This is a genomic window from Paenibacillus sp. NPDC058367, assembly GCF_042723305.1.
Lineage (GTDB): Bacteria > Bacillota > Bacilli > Paenibacillales > Paenibacillaceae > Paenibacillus_AQ.
In genome coordinates this window covers 2,283,071-2,300,870 of record NZ_JBHXIZ010000001.1, presented here as the reverse complement: position 1 = coordinate 2,300,870, position 17,800 = coordinate 2,283,071, and the positions used below count along the sequence as shown (strand labels likewise).

The following is a 17,800-nucleotide window of genomic DNA, read 5'->3' as shown; positions in this document are numbered from 1 at the left end:
ATATGAGTAACATGATAGAAGTAAGTGATTTACAGAAATCCTTCGGCAAATTGGATGTGTTGAAGAAGGTTAGTTTCAATATCCAGGCGGGAGAAGCCGTCGCTGTTATCGGGCCTTCAGGTTCAGGTAAGAGTACGATGCTGCGTAGTCTAGTACATCTAGAGGAAATTACGGGTGGAAGCATCTTCATCCAAGGTAAGCCGCTTGTGGAGAATGGAAAATACGCTAGTGGAGCAAGTATTCGTGAGATCACAGCGTCCATGGGAATGGTATTTCAACACTTTAACCTATTTCCACATTTAACGGTGCGAGGCAATCTAGAGCTAGCTCCAAGGATGTTGAAACGGGAGAGCGTGAAGGAGATTACGGCTAGAAGTGAGAACTTACTTTCTAAGGTAGGACTTGCTGAAAAAGCGGATGTGTATCCTGCAAAGCTGTCGGGTGGACAAAAGCAACGGGTTGCTATTGCGAGAGCATTAATGCTCAATCCTGATATTCTATTGTTCGATGAACCCACTTCCGCGCTTGATCCTGAACTCACGGGCGAGGTACTACGCGTCATCCGTCAACTTGCTGAGGAGAATATGACGATGATTGTTGTCACTCATGAGATGAACTTTGCTCGTGATGTGGCTGATCGTGTGATTTTCATGGACAACGGTGAGATTACAGAGTCTGGAACACCAGAGCAGATTTTTGATCATCCACAGCAGGAGCGCACTCGAATTTTTCTGAATCAAGAGACGAGAGTATGAATACCGCCTCAGGCTAATAAAGTGTCTATTTATGAGAAAAAGTCCCCACAGTTTTTTATAACTGTGGGGGTTTTTGCGTTGACATAAAGATTAAACTGTACTAATAATAGTAGTACAGTTAATACACATCATCATGAACTAAGGGAAGACAGTGAAAGGAGGATGGTTATGTTCGAATTGGACGTTCGAAGTCGCAAGCCGATTTATGAGCAGCTGACCGATAAGGTCAAGGAGATGATTTTACATGGTATTTTGCAGACTGATGAACAACTGCCTTCGGTAAGGACATTATCCCAGCAGCTAACCGTGAATCCCAATACGATTCAGAAGGCTTACCGTGAATTGGAACGTGAGGGGTATATCTATTCACTGCAGGGGAAAGGGAGTTTTGTAGCCCCAATGAAAAAAGAACAGAATGAGATTAAAAAAGCCGAAGTACGTGCTGAGTTGCTTAGACTGATGGCGGAAGCGGTATACCTTGGGTTCACCGCAGCTGAGATTAGTTCATTGTATGAGCAAGTGGAGAAGCAGAGAGAAGGAGGGAAAAGTGATGATTGAGATTCGAGGCGTCAGTAAGTTATTTCAAGGGGAGAAGGCAGTAGACGATATCTCTTTAACAGTACGTAAAGGGACGATTTATGGGCTGCTCGGCTCTAATGGCGCGGGTAAAACTACGCTGCTGAAAACCTTGGCAGGCATTTACTCTCCAGATAAGGGAACCGTGAAGGTGGAGGGTGAAGCGGTATTCGAACACCCGACGACTAAGCAACGGGTTATTTTTATGCCGGATTCTCCTTACTTTTTCCCGCAATCCACCATGCTGCAAATGGCAGCCTTCTATCGCTCGATCTATCCGAGCTGGAATCAGAAGCGTTTTGATGATTTGGGGACCGTCTTTCAGCTCGATAAGAAGCGTAAGCTTAGTCGTTTCTCCAAAGGGATGCAGCGGCAAGCGTCATTCTGGTTATGTTTAAGCTGTATGCCAGATGTGCTTATTATGGATGAGCCGATTGACGGGTTAGATCCGGTAATGCGACGCCAGATCAAAAACCTGCTATTTCAGGAGGTTGCTGAACGCGAGCTGACGGTAATCATTTCTTCACATAATCTTCGTGAGATCGAAGATCTGTGTGATCATGTTGGGATTATGCATGGTGGGAAGATGCTGATTGAGAAGGACCTGGATGATCTTAAGGCGGATACACATAAGATTCAAGTGGCCTTCCGAGATGAACGGCATGAAATTCCGTTAGCAGCGAAGCTGCAAATATTACATCAAGAACGCCGGGGGAGCGTGAACCTCTACATAGTAAAAGGGGATCGTGAGCGAATTAAAGCGGCTTTTCAAGTGTACGAGCCATACGTATTCGATTTGCTTCCATTAACGCTAGAAGAGATCTTTATTTATGAAATGGGGGATGTCGGATATGACGCGCAGCCGATACTACTTTAATAGCAGTATTATTCGCCAGAACTTCCGCCAGCATGGCTGGATAGGGATTATATATGCACTTGGCCTAATGTTCGCACTTCCATTGCAGCTGTTCATGAGTATCGATCCAAATGCAAAACCGCAGGAAATCGATCATTTATTCCGCATCTCTGGTAATGTGCAAGCATTGTTTATTATTACGATCCCTGTTGCTGCTGGACTCTTTTTATTCCGATACCTTCAGGCAAAATCTCCATCAGATCTATGGCATAGCCTGCCTTTACGCAGAGAGCATTTATTTACGGCTCATCTGACAAGTGGACTTACCTTACTGTTGGTGCCGGTTTGGTTAACTGCAGGGGTGGTTGCGGTTGTTAAGCGATGGAGTGGTAATTTTTATATTTTTCAGGGCGCAGATATTTGGCAATGGTGCATCACTGTTAGTATTCTAACTTTGTTCCTCTTCTGCTTTAGTGTTTTTGTGGGAATATGCACGGGCCAATCTATTCTTCAGGGAATTATCATTTATATTTTGCTTATTCTTCCTGTTGTACTGATTTCATTAATCAATAGCCATTTAGTCATGTATCTTTATGGTTATGCAAATGCAAATGCAAATGTAAACTTCCGAGATTCTAGTTTGCAGATGTGGTCTCCGTTTGTTCATATCGTGTATTATTTTACCGGCAAACCATTCACCAATACAGAATTATGGATTTATGGGGTATTGGCACTTCTATTTATTGGGTTGTCCTATCTATTATACCGTAAACGTAGTACGGAAAAAGCGGGTCAGGCTATTGCTTTTGGATATTTCAACCCGCTGTTTAAAGCAGGGTTTATGTTATGTACTATGCTTATTTCCGGGAATTATTTTGCACAAATGAAGCAACAGCAAATGGGCTGGGTAATTAGTGGATATGCCATTGGAGCCATTATCGGCTATGTTGCTGCGGAAATGATTATTCGGAAAACATGGCAGATTATGACGCGTAAAGTGTTAGCAGAGTTTGCGGTTTATGCAGTAATGCTGGGGTTACTTCTGTATATCCCGATATCAAGTGTTACCGGGTATGAAGCTAGAGTACCATCCGGTGATAAGATTAGTGGTGTGTATATGGGATCTAACTACCGTTGGTATACCCCCACGGATGATTTGTACACTACTACACCCTATATGGGGCAGGACCCTTTTTCCGATGATAAAGATTATATAGAAGCTGTCCGTAAACTTCATCAAACGGTAATTGCGGTACGTCCAGATCATACCTCACAACAATACGCTTATGAATATTTTACCATCGCCTATCAATTGGAGAACGGTCACAAGCTAGTGAGGGAATACTGGATCCCTAATAAGGGGTTTGAATCAGAGCTCAAGGCGGTTAAGGATACCGAAGCTTACAAGTATGAAAAGTATAATTTAGCTCTCTTAGACAAAGACCTGGATTATATGTGGGTTACTAACAGGAATAAAAAAGTAGCCATCTCTGATCCTCAGGAAATTTCAGAGCTAAAGGAGATTATCAAACGCGAAATTTCGAATATGTCCTACGAAGTACAGATAGATAAGGACGGAAAACCTGATGTGGCTAATATCCAAGTAGAGGTAAAGGTAAAAGAGAACAGTAATCAAATTTCTACAGATTATGGTTATTATTTTCCGTGGAAGTCTTCTTTCCATGAGCTTGAAAAGTGGATGAACGAAAAAGGCTATGCCGATAAAATACGAATAACAGCTGAAGATATCCAATCGGCAGAGATTGTAAAAGACGACTTTATGGATAAGCAAACACCTAAGAATCCTACGAGTCCTGAACAAAGAGTAGTGCTTGCACGTGAAAAGAATCGTACAGTTGTTATGAAGGATAAGGCACTATTAACGGATATTTTAGATCATCGTTTCAATTATGGAGTCGAGAATGGCAACTACATTGTGAAGCTGCTGTATAAGGAGGGTTATAGTGATTTCGTTATGTTAAAAGCGTCCGATATGACGGCTGAATTGAAGGTATTGCTGAAATAAGCTAAGAATAAGGTAAGTAAAAGATTACAGAAAAAGACTACTGGTTGACAGAAACTGGATAGTTGGATTATGCTTTTGGAGATAGGTTAAGGATGAAATGGTACTGAATAAAATATAATTTGACTTGGGGGTAAGGACAGATGAATAACAATATGAATAATCAGCCATCGTATAATGCTTATCCATATTTGCGTCCATCTGTTACCTTGGCTTACAGGTCAGCCTTAGAATCAGTGTATTCATTTCCGGTGAATCAACAACGCTATATTAACCGGTAAGGAGTTCTGTATTTAGGTGAAGCCCGGCCATGGACGATGGAGTCCATGGTCTTTTTTGCATATTTAGAAGGTTTAAGGGAGGGGTTAATATGTCGGAAATACATCAATCGATCATTCAGCAGCTTCGGACCATTGAATCTGAAGAACAAGTCCGCATTTTGTATGCGTGTGAATCGGGGAGCAGGGCTTGGGGATTTCCATCCAAAGATAGTGATTATGATGTTAGATTCCTATACATACGGAGACCTGAGGCGTATTTATCTATTTTTGAGCACAGGGATGTAATAGAACGGCCGATCAGTGACATGCTTGATATTAACGGTTGGGACTTGAAGAAGGGGCTTAATCTATTTCGGAAATCTAATCCGCCTCTGCTGGAATGGTTAGAATCACCGATTCGCTATGAAGAAAAATACGCTGTAGCCGAAAGTATCCGTGAACTCTCGCCACAAAGCTTTTCGCCAAAATCATGCATTTACCACTATTTGAACATGGCGCGAGGAAATTACCGGGATTATCTGCAAGGCAGTGAGGTTAAAATCAAGAAATATTTTTACGTATTAAGACCACTCTTAGCATGCGCTTGGATTGAAAAATACAACGAAGTGCCGCCGCTCGATTTTAATGTGCTTGTACAGGATTTGATTCCACAAGGTTCAGAATTACAGGAAGCTGTGCAGAACCTGTTATCTCGTAAAATGTCCGGTGATGAACTAAATCTGGAGCCGCGCTTGGATGTTATCAATATTTATTTGGAGGAGCGAATTGCTCATTACGAGGCGGTTGCTTCTGCTTTTGAACAGAGTGTTGGTGTTATGGATGAAGCGTTAGATGTCTTGTTCCGATCAGCACTGATAGAGGTCTGGGGAGATACGGGGCAATGGAATTGGTAAGTTCGCAATTCAATAATTGTTAATTAAGGAGAGATAAAGCTTATGCATTTGATTATCAAGGCGACGGGGTCAGGAGCAGGGATGTTGTCCCATCTGCTGGCTAAAAACCCACATAATTTATATGACAGGAGCGATAAAGAAGCTAGAGTGCGTATAGTATTCACTGCAGCTTCCGACGAAGAGACAGAGGCCGTTATCTATGTCACACCAGATCCAATAGCTCTAGTTAAAGGAAATACAGCTCATAATGACATCACACAATATATTAACGATCGGGAGTTTGTTACGAGCAGCCGGTTCTGCTCTTATATCCGTCCAGCGCTAGGTACAGCTCTTAATGGAAAGCCTAAGGAAGTATTTTTGCCTTGGGTAGATCACAAATTTCAATTGGAGCTGTCCTTTGGCCCAGTAGCATCGAACCTGCCTGATCACACGATTGAGGAACTGTTTCATGTACTTGGCTACGAGCTTGAGCTTGAAAGAGGAGATGCAGTGTATTCTTTTGATTTAAAAAGCCGCAGTTCTGCACGATACATTAGGCTGCGGGGAGAACAGACGCTGCAAAGGGCCCTTCGTCAACTGTTCATTCTGATTCCGGCATTAGATGATGATAAGCATTATTTTATCAGTGATGATGAGATTGAAAAAATCAGGCGTTATGGCGAAGGCTGGTTGGATAGTCATCCGTTGCGTGCGTTAATTCTCAAGCGGTCACTACGATTTGCTAATCTTATTAAGCAATTTGATGGTGAGGAATCCACCCCTTCTTCTGAAAAAGTGGCTGTTACTCCTGCTGAGCTTTCAGCTGAGCCTAAAATTAGATTAAATGATCTGCGGTATGCGGCGATTGCAGAAACAGTAGAAGGGTTGGCTTTCAAGAGTAGTATTGTTGATTTTGGTTCCGGCGAAGGGAAACTTTCGGCAAGGCTCGGAAGTGTGCCGGGCGTTAAGCAGATCTGGGCGGTTGAGCCTTCCGCAAACGCACAGCTACGCGCAATAGACCGCTTCTCGAAGCTTGAAGACCGAGAAGGAGTTACCGTGCCGACGCCTGTTACAGGTTCTTTGTTCTACTTCGATGAATCGCTGCGGAACAAGGATATTATGATTCTATGTGAGGTTATTGAGCATATCGACGAATATAGGCTGGCTCGAGTGATGGAGACTATTCTGGCGGAATATAGTCCTAAGGTATTGATCCTGACTACACCGAACAAGGAGTATAACGAGGTGTATGAGATGGAAGCGGAAGAAATGCGGCATAGTGATCACCGTTTTGAATGGGGACGAGCAGAGTTTTCCGAGTGGTGTATGCGCTGGACGAGCTCCTTTGATTATTCGGTTGATTTTAAAGGAATTGGCGAGGGTTCTGACGCTTTTGGATACCCGACGCAGATGGCGATATTTACGAAGGAGGGAGCATTGTAATGACTACAGAAGAGCAAAAAGAAAAGCAGCGAACCATTCTTTTTCCGCATGCAGGAATTATTGTATTGGTGGGTCCCTCCAATAGCGGCAAAAGCACTTTACTGCGTAGATTAGTAGATGAAGGCACGTTGTTGCAGACAGAAATCGTCTCATCGGATGATTTCCGTAGCATGCTTGGCGACACTGATTTTATGGATTGGAAGAATCGCCCCCGCGAAGAAGCAGATATTATTTTTAATGATTATCAGTTGCTCTCAAGTCTAGCCTTTGAAGCAATGAATTCAGTCATTGCCATGCGCTGCCGACTTGGAAAACTGACGGTGGTGGATGCTACACATCTGCAAGAGGAATACCGTAAGCAATATTTAGATTTAGCAGATAAGTATAATGTTCCATGTATGGCTTGGGTGCTCGATGTTCCAGAGGAAACGCTGCTGGAGCGGGATGTACAGCGTGAGCATCCACGAGGACGCCAGCGGGTCAAGCAACAATATGGACAGTTCAAGCGTTCGCTACGGAGTGTTAAGGACGAGGGCTTTGCCTCAACTTATTTTTTGAAAAATACGGAGTCAGTACTTTTTGAACGTAAGCAGAACCCGCTTTGGGTTGAAATCGATAAAGGACTTGATTTAATCGGCGACATTCATGGTTGTTATGAAGAGATGATCGAGCTACTCGAAAGATTGGAATATAAGGAAGACGAGCAAGGGTTGTACAGACACCCCGAGGGTAGGCAGTTAATTTCTTTGGGGGATGTGATGAGCCGGGGTCCGGAATCGCTGAAGACGATGAGGTTTTGGAAAAAGCATGTAGATGCTGGAATCGCCCGCATGATCGACAGCAACCATGGCTGGAAAATCGCCCGCTACCTGGATGGCCGCAAAGTTACATTAAGCCACGGAGACGAGAATATCGCCGCCGAGCTGGAGGCATTTGCGCTAGAAGCAGGCGATGAGGAAGCAAAAAGGCTTAGGGATGAGCTTAAACAGTTTCTGTTGTCCGCGCCTAGCCACTTGTTGTTTGGCCGCAATGGCGTGCGGCGGGTCGTAGTTACCCATGCCGGCATTCGCGATGAATTTATCGGCAAGCAGTCCAAACGGATTCAGGACTTCTGCCGATATGGGGACACTGATGGAATGGATGGCAAGGGTGCACCTGTAAGGAAAGAATGGTATGTCGAACACGAATCTGGAGAGATTATCGTCTGGGGGCATGATCCTAGACCTTTTCCAACCGTGGTGAAAAATACAGTGAACATCGACCAAGGCGCTGTATTTGGCGGATCTTTAACTGCGTACCGTTACCCTGAAGGGAAATTCGTTAGTGTTAAAGCAAAACGCGATTATGCAGGTGATCCCGACAGTCCGTTAATTCGTTGGGAGCGGGGAAGATTCTCACCACCTAACCTGCGCAAATTCGTGGAGGGCTACTCAGTCCAGTCTGACCTTTACGGTGAGATAACGGTGCGCGGAGAGTTCGTTAAAGCGGCTATAGACACGGTCTCCCACTTTACGGTTCCACTAGAGGAACTGGTATATATTCCACCGACCATGAGTCCGCCGCCTTCAGTGTCTATAGATGAGAACTATCTGGAGCATCCGCGTGAAGCTTTTGCTTATTTCCGTGCACAAGGTGTGAAGACAATGATCGCGGAGAAAAAGCATATGGGCAGCCGGGCCATCCTATTGTTATTCCGGGATGAAGAGGCGGCATTATCGTATGTGGGCAGGCCGTCGTTAGGCACGATTTATACACGTACAGGCCGAGCTTTTTTTGACAGGGATACTGAATCTGAAGTGTTACGTAGGCTGAACGCGGATCTCGTGCAGGCGAATTATTTTGCGAAAAATAACACGGATTTGCTGCTCCTAGATGCGGAGATCGTACCGTGGAACTTGAAAGCGCGTGAGCTGATTTCCTCCCAATATGCACATGTGGCTGAAGCTGCACTGTTAGATCGGGAGCATCTTTTGGAGAAGCTGCGTGAGGCTGAAAGATCAGGGCGAGATGTTACCTCGTGGATACAGGAAATGGAGGAGAAGCTCCAGAATGCTCATCTTTTTAAGGAAGCTTTCCAAAAGTATTGCTGGGACGTAAGTGGATTAGAGGGGATTAAGATTGCTCCCTTCCACACGCTTGCGCATAGCGGACAAACTTTCTTTGAGCACAGCCATCTTTGGCATATGGAGCATAATCGTAAACTAGCGGAGTTGTCACCTTTATTTATGGAGACTGAATACCGTACGGTTTGTAATGAAGCGGACGAGGAACAGATAATCCGTTGGTGGGAAGAGTTGACGGAGGATGGGCATGAAGGGATTGTTATCAAACCGGAAACATTTATAACACGTAATGGAGATAAACTGGTTCAGCCTGCACTCAAGGTGAGAGGGCGTAAATATCTGCATATTATCTATGGAATAGATTATTTACAGCCGGACAATCTTGTACGCCTCAAGCAGCGCAAAACAAGCAAAAAAGAGCGAAATGCCTTAATGGAATGTGCGCTTAGCCGGGAATCGGTGGAACGTTTTATTCGTAAAGAGCCGATAGAACGCGTACATGAATGTGTGCTTGCTGCGCTGTCTTTGGAGTCTGATCCTGTAGATCCACGGCTGTAGAGAATAGAATAGAAATGAGTTATGAATTGAGGTAGAAATATAATGTTAAGCAATGCTACAGAAGTGTCGTTAAGCAAATTTATGACTAAATTGCTCCGGCATACTCCAGAGCAGTGTGGCCTTATTTTGGACCCTGAGGATGGTTCCTGTACGTTGGACGATTTGTTGTCCGTGCTTGTGAAAGCTCCTAGATGGTCTGAGGTGACTGTGGGAGATATTCAGCAAGTGGTTGCCAGCTGCGAGAAGCAACGATTTGAAATCAATGGAGATCGAATCAAAGCTCGGTACGGGCATAGTCATACCAAAATAACCTATGATCCGGGAACTCCGCCATCTACGCTTTATCACGGAACTCATACTGGCGTTCTCTCAGTTATTTTGGAAGAGGGACTCCAATCAATGGGACGCCAATATGTTCATTTATCCGAAGGGACACATTTTGCCAGTCTGGCCGGAAGCCGCAGAGGGAAATTGATTTTACTGACTGTTGATACGATTAGCGCTGGTCAAATGGGTGTAACTTTTTATTGTGCGGGTAATGAGGTATGGCTGGCGGACCCAATTCCGGCTTCCTGTCTTAATGTGTATACCCCATTGTAGAATTAGAACAACGTTTGGTTAGGAGGCATACTCACATGGATGGAATTTCAGATCACCTAGATCACGGATTACAGATTGTATTTATTGGTTTTAACCCGAGTATTCGTTCAGGTGAAGTGGGGCACCATTACGCGAATCCACGAAATAATTTCTGGAGAATCTTGCACAATTCAGGACTTACTCCTCGGCTATACGACGCGTCTGAGGACGGGGACCTACTTAAGCTGGGTTATGGGTTTACGAATATTGTTTCCAGGCCTACACGCGGAATCGACGATATTACCCGTGAGGAATATAATGAGGGCCGCGAATTGCTTCGCTCCAAGCTGGGATTGTATCGCCCACAGGTCGCCTGTTTTGTAGGAAAAGGTGTATATACAGAGTTTAGCCGTAGGACTAAAGCAAACTGGGGATTTCAAGGGGATGTACCTCCGAAGGTAGACGGTGTACGTGAATTTGTAGCTCCCTCTTCCAGTGGATTAGTGAGGATGCCTATGGAGGAAATCATAGGAATTTACCGTAGGTTAGCTGAGTTTACGCAAGAAAGCGACAGATGAGATGATGTGTTTGGCTGCAGAGGTAGGGCCTTAAAGACGTATAAACTTCAAACAATAAACGAGCAAGTTTCCAGATTGGAAACTTGCTCGTTTTTATTACTTCAATGGACTAGCCGATGCGATTGTTCTTGTACGATACTAATCCGCAAATAATGCATCAAGTCTCGATCAACAACAGAATGATAGAGGATAACGATAGACAAACGCTGATCAAGCATAACACGGCAACGACTTGCTTCTGGCTCAAACCTGCACGAAGCAGGCGGTAATGAGCCTGGGTAGCGTCGGCCTGATAAATGGACTTGCCTTGGATAAAGCGTTTGACGACGACAAAAATATTGTCGAAGATCGGAACGCCCAGCGCCAGAATCGGGATGAACAGCGACAGGGCCGTAGCTTGCTTAAACGCACCGTCGAGTGCGATTACCGCAAGGATGAAACCTAGAAAGGTAGCCCCGGCGTCGCCCATAAAGATTTTGGCAGGCGGTTTGTTATAGCGTAGATAAGCAATGGTGACACCGACGAGCGCAATCGCCATAATCGCAGAAGAGGATTGCCCCTTAGTTAATGCGACAATAAATAGTGTTATGGCCGAAATAGCAGTTAAGGCACCAGCCAAACCATCCATACCATCCGAGAAATTAATGACAGTGGTTACGCCGAAGATCCAGATAATCGTCAATAGAAACTGTAATACAACGGGTAGAACGATATAATCCCCTGAGAAGGGGTTATAGAAGCCTGTAAATGCGTTGCCGGAAAGATAAACAAGAACAGCCGCACTAACCTGCACAATCATTTTGGGCAGTGCCGGGAAATCCTTACCTTTTGTTTTGTACCAATCATCTATGGTGCCAATGGTCAGCAGCAGTACGCCCCCTGCAAACAGCGCGACGGTTTCCATGGAGAATTCACGGGCAAATACCAGATAGGTAATGAAGAATCCAATGAATATGGCGTAACTGGCCGTAAGCGGTATAGGCTCTCTATGAATTTTACGCTCAACGTCCTGACGAGGCTTGTCCACAAAATCGAGTCGGAAAGCTAGTCTGCCGAGCGGCGGAATTAGAAAGTAGACGATAGAAAAAGACATTAGAAACGATAAAACGTATAATATGACGCTCACCACCGTTTTCTTTTTAAAATAACACAATTCGCTTAAAACTACCTTAAAAAAGTAAATTTTTGTCGTCTGACTGATAAGTTGACTTGATTGTATCACTGTAGTACCTTTTTGAGAAAAGAGTTTTGGGGGATATTTATGAAATACGACGTTATTTTATTCGATGCTGACGATACACTGTTTGATTACGGAATGGCAGAAAGTCACGCGTTATCTAACGCATTTCTACATGTTGGGATGCCCACAGGTGCTGAGGATTATGCTGCCAGTTATCAGGAAATTAATCATGCGCTGTGGCGGGATTTGGAGCAGGGGAAGATTAGTTCTGCGGCATTACGCGTGGAACGGTTTAATCGGTTATTCGCTGCGAATGCGCTGGAGCTAGATCCTGAGGCGTTTAGTGAAGCATATCTACGTTTCTTAGGCGAGGGAACCTTTCTGATCCAGGGAGCGATCGAGCTGTGCGAGGAGCTTGCCGGCTGTCGATTAGCGATCATTACGAACGGAATTAAAGAAGTGCAAACTTCCAGAATCCAAGGATCACCGCTTAGTGAAACATTTGAGCAGATCATTATTTCAGAGGAGGCTGGTTGTCAGAAGCCGGAGACAGGGATTTTTGATTATGCTTTTGCCAAATTGGGGATTTCGGATAAGGAAAAAGTACTGATTGTAGGGGACTCCTTAACCTCTGATATTCAAGGCGGAATCAATTATGGGATCGATACTTGCTGGTTTAACCCGCTCGGTAAAGAGAATACGTCGGGTGTTCAACCGAAATACGAAATTCGAGTTCTGTCTGAGCTCTTAGACATTGTAGGCAAGACAACGGATCTTCAATAAAAAATAAGGTGTGAGCGCTTCAGCGACTCACACCTTTTATTAAGTGAGCTGAAGAATCTTATTGCCGAGTATCCAGCGGCTTCAGATAAGCTTCGATTTGCTGGCGTTTCGATTCCATAAATGGTGGCAGTGCAAGAGATTCGCCCAAACTTTCCATTGGCTCATCTGTTGCAAAGCCTGGTCCGTCTGTAGCTAGCTCAAAAAGAATGCCGTTAGGCTCACGGAAATAAAGGGAGCGGAAGTAGAAACGATCCACGAATCCGGAGTTAGGAAGCTGAGCTGTGCGTATATGCTCGACCCATTGCTTCAATTCCTCCTCGTTATCCACGCGGAATGCGACATGGTGCACACCACCTCGTCCTAAATGTTCCTGCTCTAGATCATTACGTTCCTCTAGGTGAACCTCTGCACCTGATCCGCCTTCTCCAGTCTCAAATACAATCACATCTGGCTGGCCCGCAATGGTTGAAGGATAAGTGCCTTTGCGGCGGAAGCCAAGCAATTGCTCCAGTACAACCGCCGTATGTTCTGCACTTTCTACTGTAAGATGTGCGGGACCTAGACCAACAATCCCATATTCAGCAGGTACCGGGCTTTTAGCCCAAGGGATGCCACCGGCAACACCATTATCATTTTCGTCGGATACTAGAATGAAACGTTGCCCTTCGTGATCACGGAAGGCTAAAGCCTGGCGGCCACCGATTGTTTGAATCGTTTCATGCTCTACGTTAAGCTCGGTGAAACGCTGCTCCCAATAGGTAAGTGCAGCATCATTTGGCACTCGAAGGGAGAGCGCGGAGATGCTGTTATTGCCTGCACGGTTGCGGCCCGCCATCGGGAGTTCGAAGAAAGTTAATTCGGTTCCGGGATTACCCTTCTCATCACCATAGAATAAATGATACACTGAAATATCATCCTGGTTTACTGTCTTTTTAATGAGACGCAGTCCAAGTACTTCGGTATAGAACCTAAAGTTTTCTTGCGCTTTACCTGTAATTGCGGATACGTGATGTAGTCCTTTTAATGTTAATGTCATGTGTAATTACCTCCGTGTTAATGCTAAATGTGAGTAAGTTATATTGTGATCTTTAAAAGATTTAGTGAGTATTATTAAGTTGCTATAATTTTAATAGTAAAATACGATTTTTGCAAGTAGATGTTTATGCATCATAAAATCCAGTTCATACATAAGGAGAGCGTACAATGCACACAACAACTAGCTTGATGAAACAATTGCAGGAGCTAAAGCTTGATCCATACGGGACTATTCTGGTCCATTCCTCTTTAAAAAGCATTGGGGAAGTAGATGGAGGCGCGAACACAGTACTGGATGTACTCAGTGAATATATGAAGGACGGACTGCTCGTATTGCCAACTCATACATGGGCTTATATTAATGCAGACAATCCAAGGTTCTCTGTTCAAGATTCCCCATCTTGTGTAGGGATATTACCGGAGTTATTCCGTAAACGTCCAGGTGTTGTTCGCTCTTGGCACCCGACGCATTCTGTGGCGGCTTTAGGTGCAGATGCTGAGGAGTTCACTACGGGGGATGAACGCTGGGATACGCCGTGCGCCCGTGGTTCAGCATGGGGCAAGCTACTTGATCGAAAAGCGGAAATTGTACTGCTGGGAGTCGATCTTCGGCGGAATACGTTCATCCATGGCATTGAAGAGTGGGTCGATATTCCAGGCAGAATGACGGATACCCATGAGGAGCTATATACGGTGACGCCGGGAGGAGATGAAATCATGGTGCCTTCTCGCAGACATTGTGGCCTCTCTTGGTCGGAGCATTTTTGGAAGGTGGAGCGTGAGCTTGAAGAGGGCGGTGCCATGCGCAAGGGTAACTTTGGAGACGCGTTAGTCAGGATATGTGGAACGGTAGAAACGACGGATATTCTAAGCCAGATGCTGACAGAGAATCCGGACCTTTTCTCGGATAATGAGCCACTGCATGGGGAGGACAAGCCGGTACCACTTCCAAAGACTAGGGCGTGAACAACTTAGAAGAGGCTAATTGAATGCCGATAAAGCATTTTTCAAACCACACAATCTGGAAGCCGCTATCAATGTATGGTATATTAATCTCACTAAAACATAGTAAGGAGATTGGAAATGGAAAAAACTTTGGTTTTTGGACACAAAAATCCGGATACGGATACCATTTGTTCTGCAATTGCTTATGCTGCACTCAAAAAGGAATTGGGCTGGGATGCTGAGGCCGTTCGTCTGGGCGAGGTTAGTGGTGAAACGCAATTTGCGCTTGATCATTTCGGAGTCGCTGCTCCTCGTCTGGTAGAGAACGTAGCTGGTGAAGCAAATCAGGTTATTCTTGTTGACCATAACGAACGCCAACAAAGTGCGAATGACATTGATCAAGTGCGCGTGGTTGAAGTTATCGACCATCACCGGATCGCAAACTTTGAGACTGCACATCCGTTATACTATCGTGCTGAGCCAGTAGGCTGTACAGCTACTATTCTTAACAAGTTGTATAAAGAAAACGGAGTTGCTATTCCTAAAGAAATCGCCGGATTGATGCTGTCTGCGATCATTTCTGATTCCTTGCTGTTTAAATCACCAACTTGCACTGCGGAAGATGTAGCTGCAGCACGTGAGCTTGCTGAAATCGCTGGTGTAGATGCTGAAAGCTACGGTCTCGACATGCTGAAAGCTGGAGCTGATCTTAGCGACAAGAGTATCGCTCAACTGATTTCCTTGGATGCAAAGGAATTCAAAATGGGTGAATACAAAGTTGAAATCGCTCAAGTGAACGCGGTGGATGTTAATGATGTTCTCTCCAAACAAGCTGAACTGGAAACTGCACTTACTTCCATTATTGCTGAAAAAGAATTGGATCTGTTTTTGTTTGTAGTTACAGATATCCTCAATAACGATTCTGTGGGTCTGGCTCTGGGTCGTGTTGCAGGTGCAGTAGAAACGGCGTACAATGTTAAGCTTGATGACAATAAAGCACTTCTCAGAGGTGTAGTATCCCGTAAATCGCAAATCGTTCCTGTTCTTACAGAAACAATTGCTAAGCTGTAACGCATTTTGACAATTGCACTCTGTTCGGTGCAGTAGCATTCATATAAGAGCCACGTCATCCATTGAAAGTTATAAGGGTGACGTGGTTCTTTTTGTTTTACGGCACATTCTGCTACAATACTTTGAGAGGTAAGAGTAACAACCAACATCTGGAATATAACAAAGAGATAGGGGATATTAAGAATGGAATTGTTTGCAACACTCGAGCAGGACGATTACGAGGAACTGTTATTTTGTCAGGATAAAGCATCAGGATTAAAGGCAATCATCGCCATTCATGATACTACATTAGGGCCGGCGCTGGGTGGAACACGGATGTGGACCTATGCTACAGAAGAGGAAGCGATTGTTGACGCGCTTCGATTAGCGAAAGGGATGACGTACAAAAATGCAGTATCCGGCCTAAATTTAGGCGGTGGGAAAACAGTAATTATAGGGGATCCCAAGAAGGATAAGAATGAAGCGATGTTCCGTGCTTTTGGAAGATACATACAGGGCTTGAATGGACGTTACATAACAGCCGAGGATGTTGGCACTACAGAAGAAGATATGAACATTATTTATCAGGAGACAGATTATGTTACAGGTACATCTCCTACTTATGGTTCATCGGGCAATCCGTCACCAGCGACGGCTTACGGCGTATACCAAGGGATGAAGGCAGCGGCCAAAGCAGCGTTTGGCAGTGATTCGCTCGAAGGAAAGACTGTAGCCGTTCAAGGCGTTGGGAATGTGGCTTTTTCGCTGTGTAAGCATCTTCATGAAGAGGGCGCTCAGCTTATCGTAACCGATATTCATAAAGAAGCTGTGGGGCGTGCAGTAGAGGCTTACGGCGCCAAAGCAGTCGATCCCGCAGATATTATCAGTACAGACTGTGATATCTATGCTCCATGCGCACTCGGAGCAACGATCAATGATGAGTCCCTCCGGGTAATTAAGGCGAAGGTGATCGCAGGCGCAGCCAACAATCAGTTAAAAGAGGCCTATCATGGCGATACTCTGCACGAAATGGGCATTGTGTATGCTCCTGATTATGTGATTAATGCTGGTGGCGTTATTAATATTGCGGATGAACTGAATGGTTATAATAAGGAACGTGCATTTAAGCAGGTTTCAAAAATTTACGATAACATCACCCGCGTGCTGGAAATCTCACGTCTAAATGGAATTCCTACTTCTGTTGCGGCAAATCAGCTTGCAGAGGAGCGGATTTCCTTATTAAGAAATACTCGTAGTACTTTCTTGCGTAACGGTCAACATGCTCTTAGCAGAAGATCACTACGGGGATAAGGTGCATAGGTACTTAAATTAGTCTTTCACAAGCAAAAACGCCGTTGGTGTCCTTAAAGGACGTCAACGGCGTTTTTGCTTGTTATTGTACCTTTTGTGGTTCTGGGTAAGTGACACCCAGTGTGTCGACGGTTACTTTCTTCATCACTGGTGGCTCTTCTGGACGATCTGAACTGTCTGTTTTCAAGCCAACAATGGATTTAACCACGTCCATGCCTTCGGTAACTTTACCAAAAGCGGCATAGCTTCCATCTAGACTAGGATAAGCTGCATCCATAATAAAGAACTGGGAACCGGCAGAATCTGGAGCCTGCGATCTTGCCATGGACAGAACACCTTCCGTATGCAACAGGTTATTAGTAAACCCGTTTCCGGAGAATTCTCCAGCGATGCTATATCCTGGACCACCCATACCGGTACCATCAGGGTCGCCGCCCTGAATCATGAAGTCAGGCATCACTCTATGGAATATGGTGCCGTCATAAAATCCTTTTTGAATCAGTGAGATGAAGTTGTTCACAGTGTTAGGGGCAACTTCAGGATAAAGCTCGGCTTTGATGATGCCTCCGTTATCCATCTCAATAGTCACAATGGGGTGGCTTGCTGTAGCTGAAGGGAGTCCTTCGTTAGCGCCAGCATTTGTCTCGCTGCTTGCGTTATTTCCTGCTGCCCCACTGCTGCTTCCATTATTACTGCTGGCATTGTTATTGGTAGGCTTATTACCGCAACCTGCTGCAATAACCATCACCAGGCATAACATGACCATTAGGATAGCAGATCTTGCTCGTGTAGACTTCACTAATCAATCTCTCCTTTTTCTTGAATAATCTCGTAGGTACTTCTCATAATAACCTCTTTGTCCCTTTACATGCAAAGGTCAGTTGTGACATATGGGATTGGCACATTATC

General features: G+C 44.8%; 16 protein-coding genes. 13 read left to right on the top strand and 3 right to left on the bottom strand.

Annotation, left to right across the window (positions count from 1 at the left end; genetic code table 11):
• Nucleotides 1–2 precede the first annotated feature (2 nt).
• The 9 genes from ACFWMP_RS10055 to ACFWMP_RS10015 all read left to right on the top strand — a co-directional run bounded on the left by ACFWMP_RS10055 (nt 3) and on the right by ACFWMP_RS10015 (nt 10,587).
• Nucleotides 3–755, top strand: a complete 753-nt coding sequence (locus tag ACFWMP_RS10055) for an amino acid ABC transporter ATP-binding protein (RefSeq protein ID WP_371916547.1) — start codon at nt 3–5, stop codon at nt 753–755.
• A gap of 168 nt (nt 756–923) precedes the next feature.
• On the top strand, nt 924–1,313 hold the full coding sequence (locus tag ACFWMP_RS10050; protein ID WP_076283874.1) for a GntR family transcriptional regulator: 390 nt from the start codon (nt 924–926) through the stop codon (nt 1,311–1,313).
• Nucleotides 1,306–2,208 carry an ABC transporter ATP-binding protein gene (locus tag ACFWMP_RS10045; protein ID WP_379423362.1) on the top strand — a complete coding sequence of 301 codons (903 nt, stop codon included), beginning with the start codon at nt 1,306–1,308 and terminating at the stop codon, nt 2,206–2,208. The genes ACFWMP_RS10050 and ACFWMP_RS10045 overlap by 8 nt, the downstream gene beginning before the upstream one ends.
• Complete coding sequence (locus ACFWMP_RS10040) at nt 2,183–4,213, top strand: hypothetical protein (protein ID WP_379423360.1); 2,031 nt, start codon at nt 2,183–2,185, stop codon at nt 4,211–4,213. Before ACFWMP_RS10045 ends, ACFWMP_RS10040 begins: the two co-directional genes overlap by 26 nt.
• 367 nt (nt 4,214–4,580) lie before the next feature.
• Nucleotides 4,581–5,384: a nucleotidyltransferase domain-containing protein gene (locus tag ACFWMP_RS10035; RefSeq protein ID WP_379423358.1), complete on the top strand. Its 804-nt coding sequence runs from the start codon at nt 4,581–4,583 to the stop codon at nt 5,382–5,384.
• 42 nt (nt 5,385–5,426) lie between these two features.
• The gene (locus ACFWMP_RS10030; RefSeq protein ID WP_379423356.1) at nt 5,427–6,809 is read left to right on the top strand and encodes a 3' terminal RNA ribose 2'-O-methyltransferase Hen1; all 1,383 of its coding nucleotides are present in this window, start codon (nt 5,427–5,429) and stop codon (nt 6,807–6,809) included.
• A complete protein-coding gene (locus tag ACFWMP_RS10025; RefSeq protein ID WP_379423354.1) occupies nt 6,809–9,430 on the top strand; it encodes a polynucleotide kinase-phosphatase in 2,622 nt (873 codons plus the stop codon). The genes ACFWMP_RS10030 and ACFWMP_RS10025 overlap by 1 nt, the downstream gene beginning before the upstream one ends.
• A 42-nt stretch (nt 9,431–9,472) precedes the next feature.
• On the top strand, nt 9,473–10,030 hold the full coding sequence (locus tag ACFWMP_RS10020; RefSeq protein ID WP_379423352.1) for an RNA 2'-phosphotransferase: 558 nt from the start codon (nt 9,473–9,475) through the stop codon (nt 10,028–10,030).
• Between the two features lie 35 nt (nt 10,031–10,065).
• Nucleotides 10,066–10,587, top strand: a complete 522-nt coding sequence (locus tag ACFWMP_RS10015) for a mismatch-specific DNA-glycosylase (RefSeq protein ID WP_379423350.1) — start codon at nt 10,066–10,068, stop codon at nt 10,585–10,587.
• A gap of 157 nt (nt 10,588–10,744) precedes the next feature.
• On the opposite strand, the gene ACFWMP_RS10010 is transcribed toward ACFWMP_RS10015, so the two are convergent.
• Nucleotides 10,745–11,680, bottom strand: a complete 936-nt coding sequence (locus ACFWMP_RS10010) for an MraY family glycosyltransferase (protein WP_042124401.1) — start codon at nt 11,678–11,680, stop codon at nt 10,745–10,747.
• Nucleotides 11,681–11,848: 168 nt separating this feature from the next.
• On the opposite strand from ACFWMP_RS10010, the gene ACFWMP_RS10005 reads away from it, so the two are divergent.
• Entirely contained in the window at nt 11,849–12,550 is a 702-nt protein-coding gene (locus ACFWMP_RS10005) for a YjjG family noncanonical pyrimidine nucleotidase (RefSeq protein WP_042185133.1), read from the top strand.
• Nucleotides 12,551–12,608: 58 nt separating this feature from the next.
• On the opposite strand, the gene ACFWMP_RS10000 is transcribed toward ACFWMP_RS10005, so the two are convergent.
• Nucleotides 12,609–13,586 carry a ring-cleaving dioxygenase gene (locus ACFWMP_RS10000; RefSeq protein ID WP_379423347.1) on the bottom strand — a complete coding sequence of 326 codons (978 nt, stop codon included), beginning with the start codon at nt 13,584–13,586 and terminating at the stop codon, nt 12,609–12,611.
• Nucleotides 13,587–13,753: 167 nt separating this feature from the next.
• Here ACFWMP_RS10000 and ACFWMP_RS09995 point away from each other — a divergent pair, with 167 nt between their 5' ends.
• From ACFWMP_RS09995 to ACFWMP_RS09985, 3 genes are all read left to right on the top strand, one after another.
• Nucleotides 13,754–14,551 (top strand): AAC(3) family N-acetyltransferase, encoded by a 798-nt coding sequence (locus ACFWMP_RS09995; protein WP_379423345.1) that lies wholly within the window; start codon nt 13,754–13,756, stop codon nt 14,549–14,551.
• Nucleotides 14,552–14,668: 117 nt separating this feature from the next.
• Nucleotides 14,669–15,601, top strand: a complete 933-nt coding sequence (locus tag ACFWMP_RS09990; protein ID WP_076283885.1) for a manganese-dependent inorganic pyrophosphatase — start codon at nt 14,669–14,671, stop codon at nt 15,599–15,601.
• Nucleotides 15,602–15,784: 183 nt separating this feature from the next.
• The gene (locus tag ACFWMP_RS09985) at nt 15,785–16,891 is read left to right on the top strand and encodes a Glu/Leu/Phe/Val family dehydrogenase (RefSeq protein ID WP_042185141.1); all 1,107 of its coding nucleotides are present in this window, start codon (nt 15,785–15,787) and stop codon (nt 16,889–16,891) included.
• Between the two features lie 82 nt (nt 16,892–16,973).
• Here the strand turns inward: ACFWMP_RS09985 and ACFWMP_RS09980 are convergent, their stop codons facing one another.
• Nucleotides 16,974–17,657: a peptidylprolyl isomerase gene (locus ACFWMP_RS09980; protein WP_042193340.1), complete on the bottom strand. Its 684-nt coding sequence runs from the start codon at nt 17,655–17,657 to the stop codon at nt 16,974–16,976.
• Nucleotides 17,658–17,800 lie beyond the last annotated feature (143 nt).

Excerpts from the sequence above, each read along its gene's own strand:
- ACFWMP_RS10055 (WP_371916547.1), top strand. The coding sequence starts at position 3 with ATGAGTAACATGATAGAAGTAAGTGATTTACAGAAATCCTTCGGCAAA.
- ACFWMP_RS10050 (WP_076283874.1), top strand. The coding sequence starts at position 924 with ATGTTCGAATTGGACGTTCGAAGTCGCAAGCCGATTTATGAGCAGCTG.
- ACFWMP_RS10045 (WP_379423362.1), top strand. The coding sequence starts at position 1,306 with ATGATTGAGATTCGAGGCGTCAGTAAGTTATTTCAAGGGGAGAAGGCA.
- ACFWMP_RS10040 (WP_379423360.1), top strand. The coding sequence starts at position 2,183 with ATGACGCGCAGCCGATACTACTTTAATAGCAGTATTATTCGCCAGAAC.
- ACFWMP_RS10035 (WP_379423358.1), top strand. The coding sequence starts at position 4,581 with ATGTCGGAAATACATCAATCGATCATTCAGCAGCTTCGGACCATTGAA.
- ACFWMP_RS10030 (WP_379423356.1), top strand. The coding sequence starts at position 5,427 with ATGCATTTGATTATCAAGGCGACGGGGTCAGGAGCAGGGATGTTGTCC.
- ACFWMP_RS10025 (WP_379423354.1), top strand. The coding sequence starts at position 6,809 with ATGACTACAGAAGAGCAAAAAGAAAAGCAGCGAACCATTCTTTTTCCG.
- ACFWMP_RS10020 (WP_379423352.1), top strand. The coding sequence starts at position 9,473 with ATGTTAAGCAATGCTACAGAAGTGTCGTTAAGCAAATTTATGACTAAA.
- ACFWMP_RS10015 (WP_379423350.1), top strand. The coding sequence starts at position 10,066 with ATGGATGGAATTTCAGATCACCTAGATCACGGATTACAGATTGTATTT.
- ACFWMP_RS10010 (WP_042124401.1), bottom strand. The coding sequence starts at position 11,680 with ATGTCTTTTTCTATCGTCTACTTTCTAATTCCGCCGCTCGGCAGACTA.
- ACFWMP_RS10005 (WP_042185133.1), top strand. The coding sequence starts at position 11,849 with ATGAAATACGACGTTATTTTATTCGATGCTGACGATACACTGTTTGAT.
- ACFWMP_RS10000 (WP_379423347.1), bottom strand. The coding sequence starts at position 13,586 with ATGACATTAACATTAAAAGGACTACATCACGTATCCGCAATTACAGGT.
- ACFWMP_RS09995 (WP_379423345.1), top strand. The coding sequence starts at position 13,754 with ATGCACACAACAACTAGCTTGATGAAACAATTGCAGGAGCTAAAGCTT.
- ACFWMP_RS09990 (WP_076283885.1), top strand. The coding sequence starts at position 14,669 with ATGGAAAAAACTTTGGTTTTTGGACACAAAAATCCGGATACGGATACC.
- ACFWMP_RS09985 (WP_042185141.1), top strand. The coding sequence starts at position 15,785 with ATGGAATTGTTTGCAACACTCGAGCAGGACGATTACGAGGAACTGTTA.
- ACFWMP_RS09980 (WP_042193340.1), bottom strand. The coding sequence starts at position 17,657 with ATGGTCATGTTATGCCTGGTGATGGTTATTGCAGCAGGTTGCGGTAAT.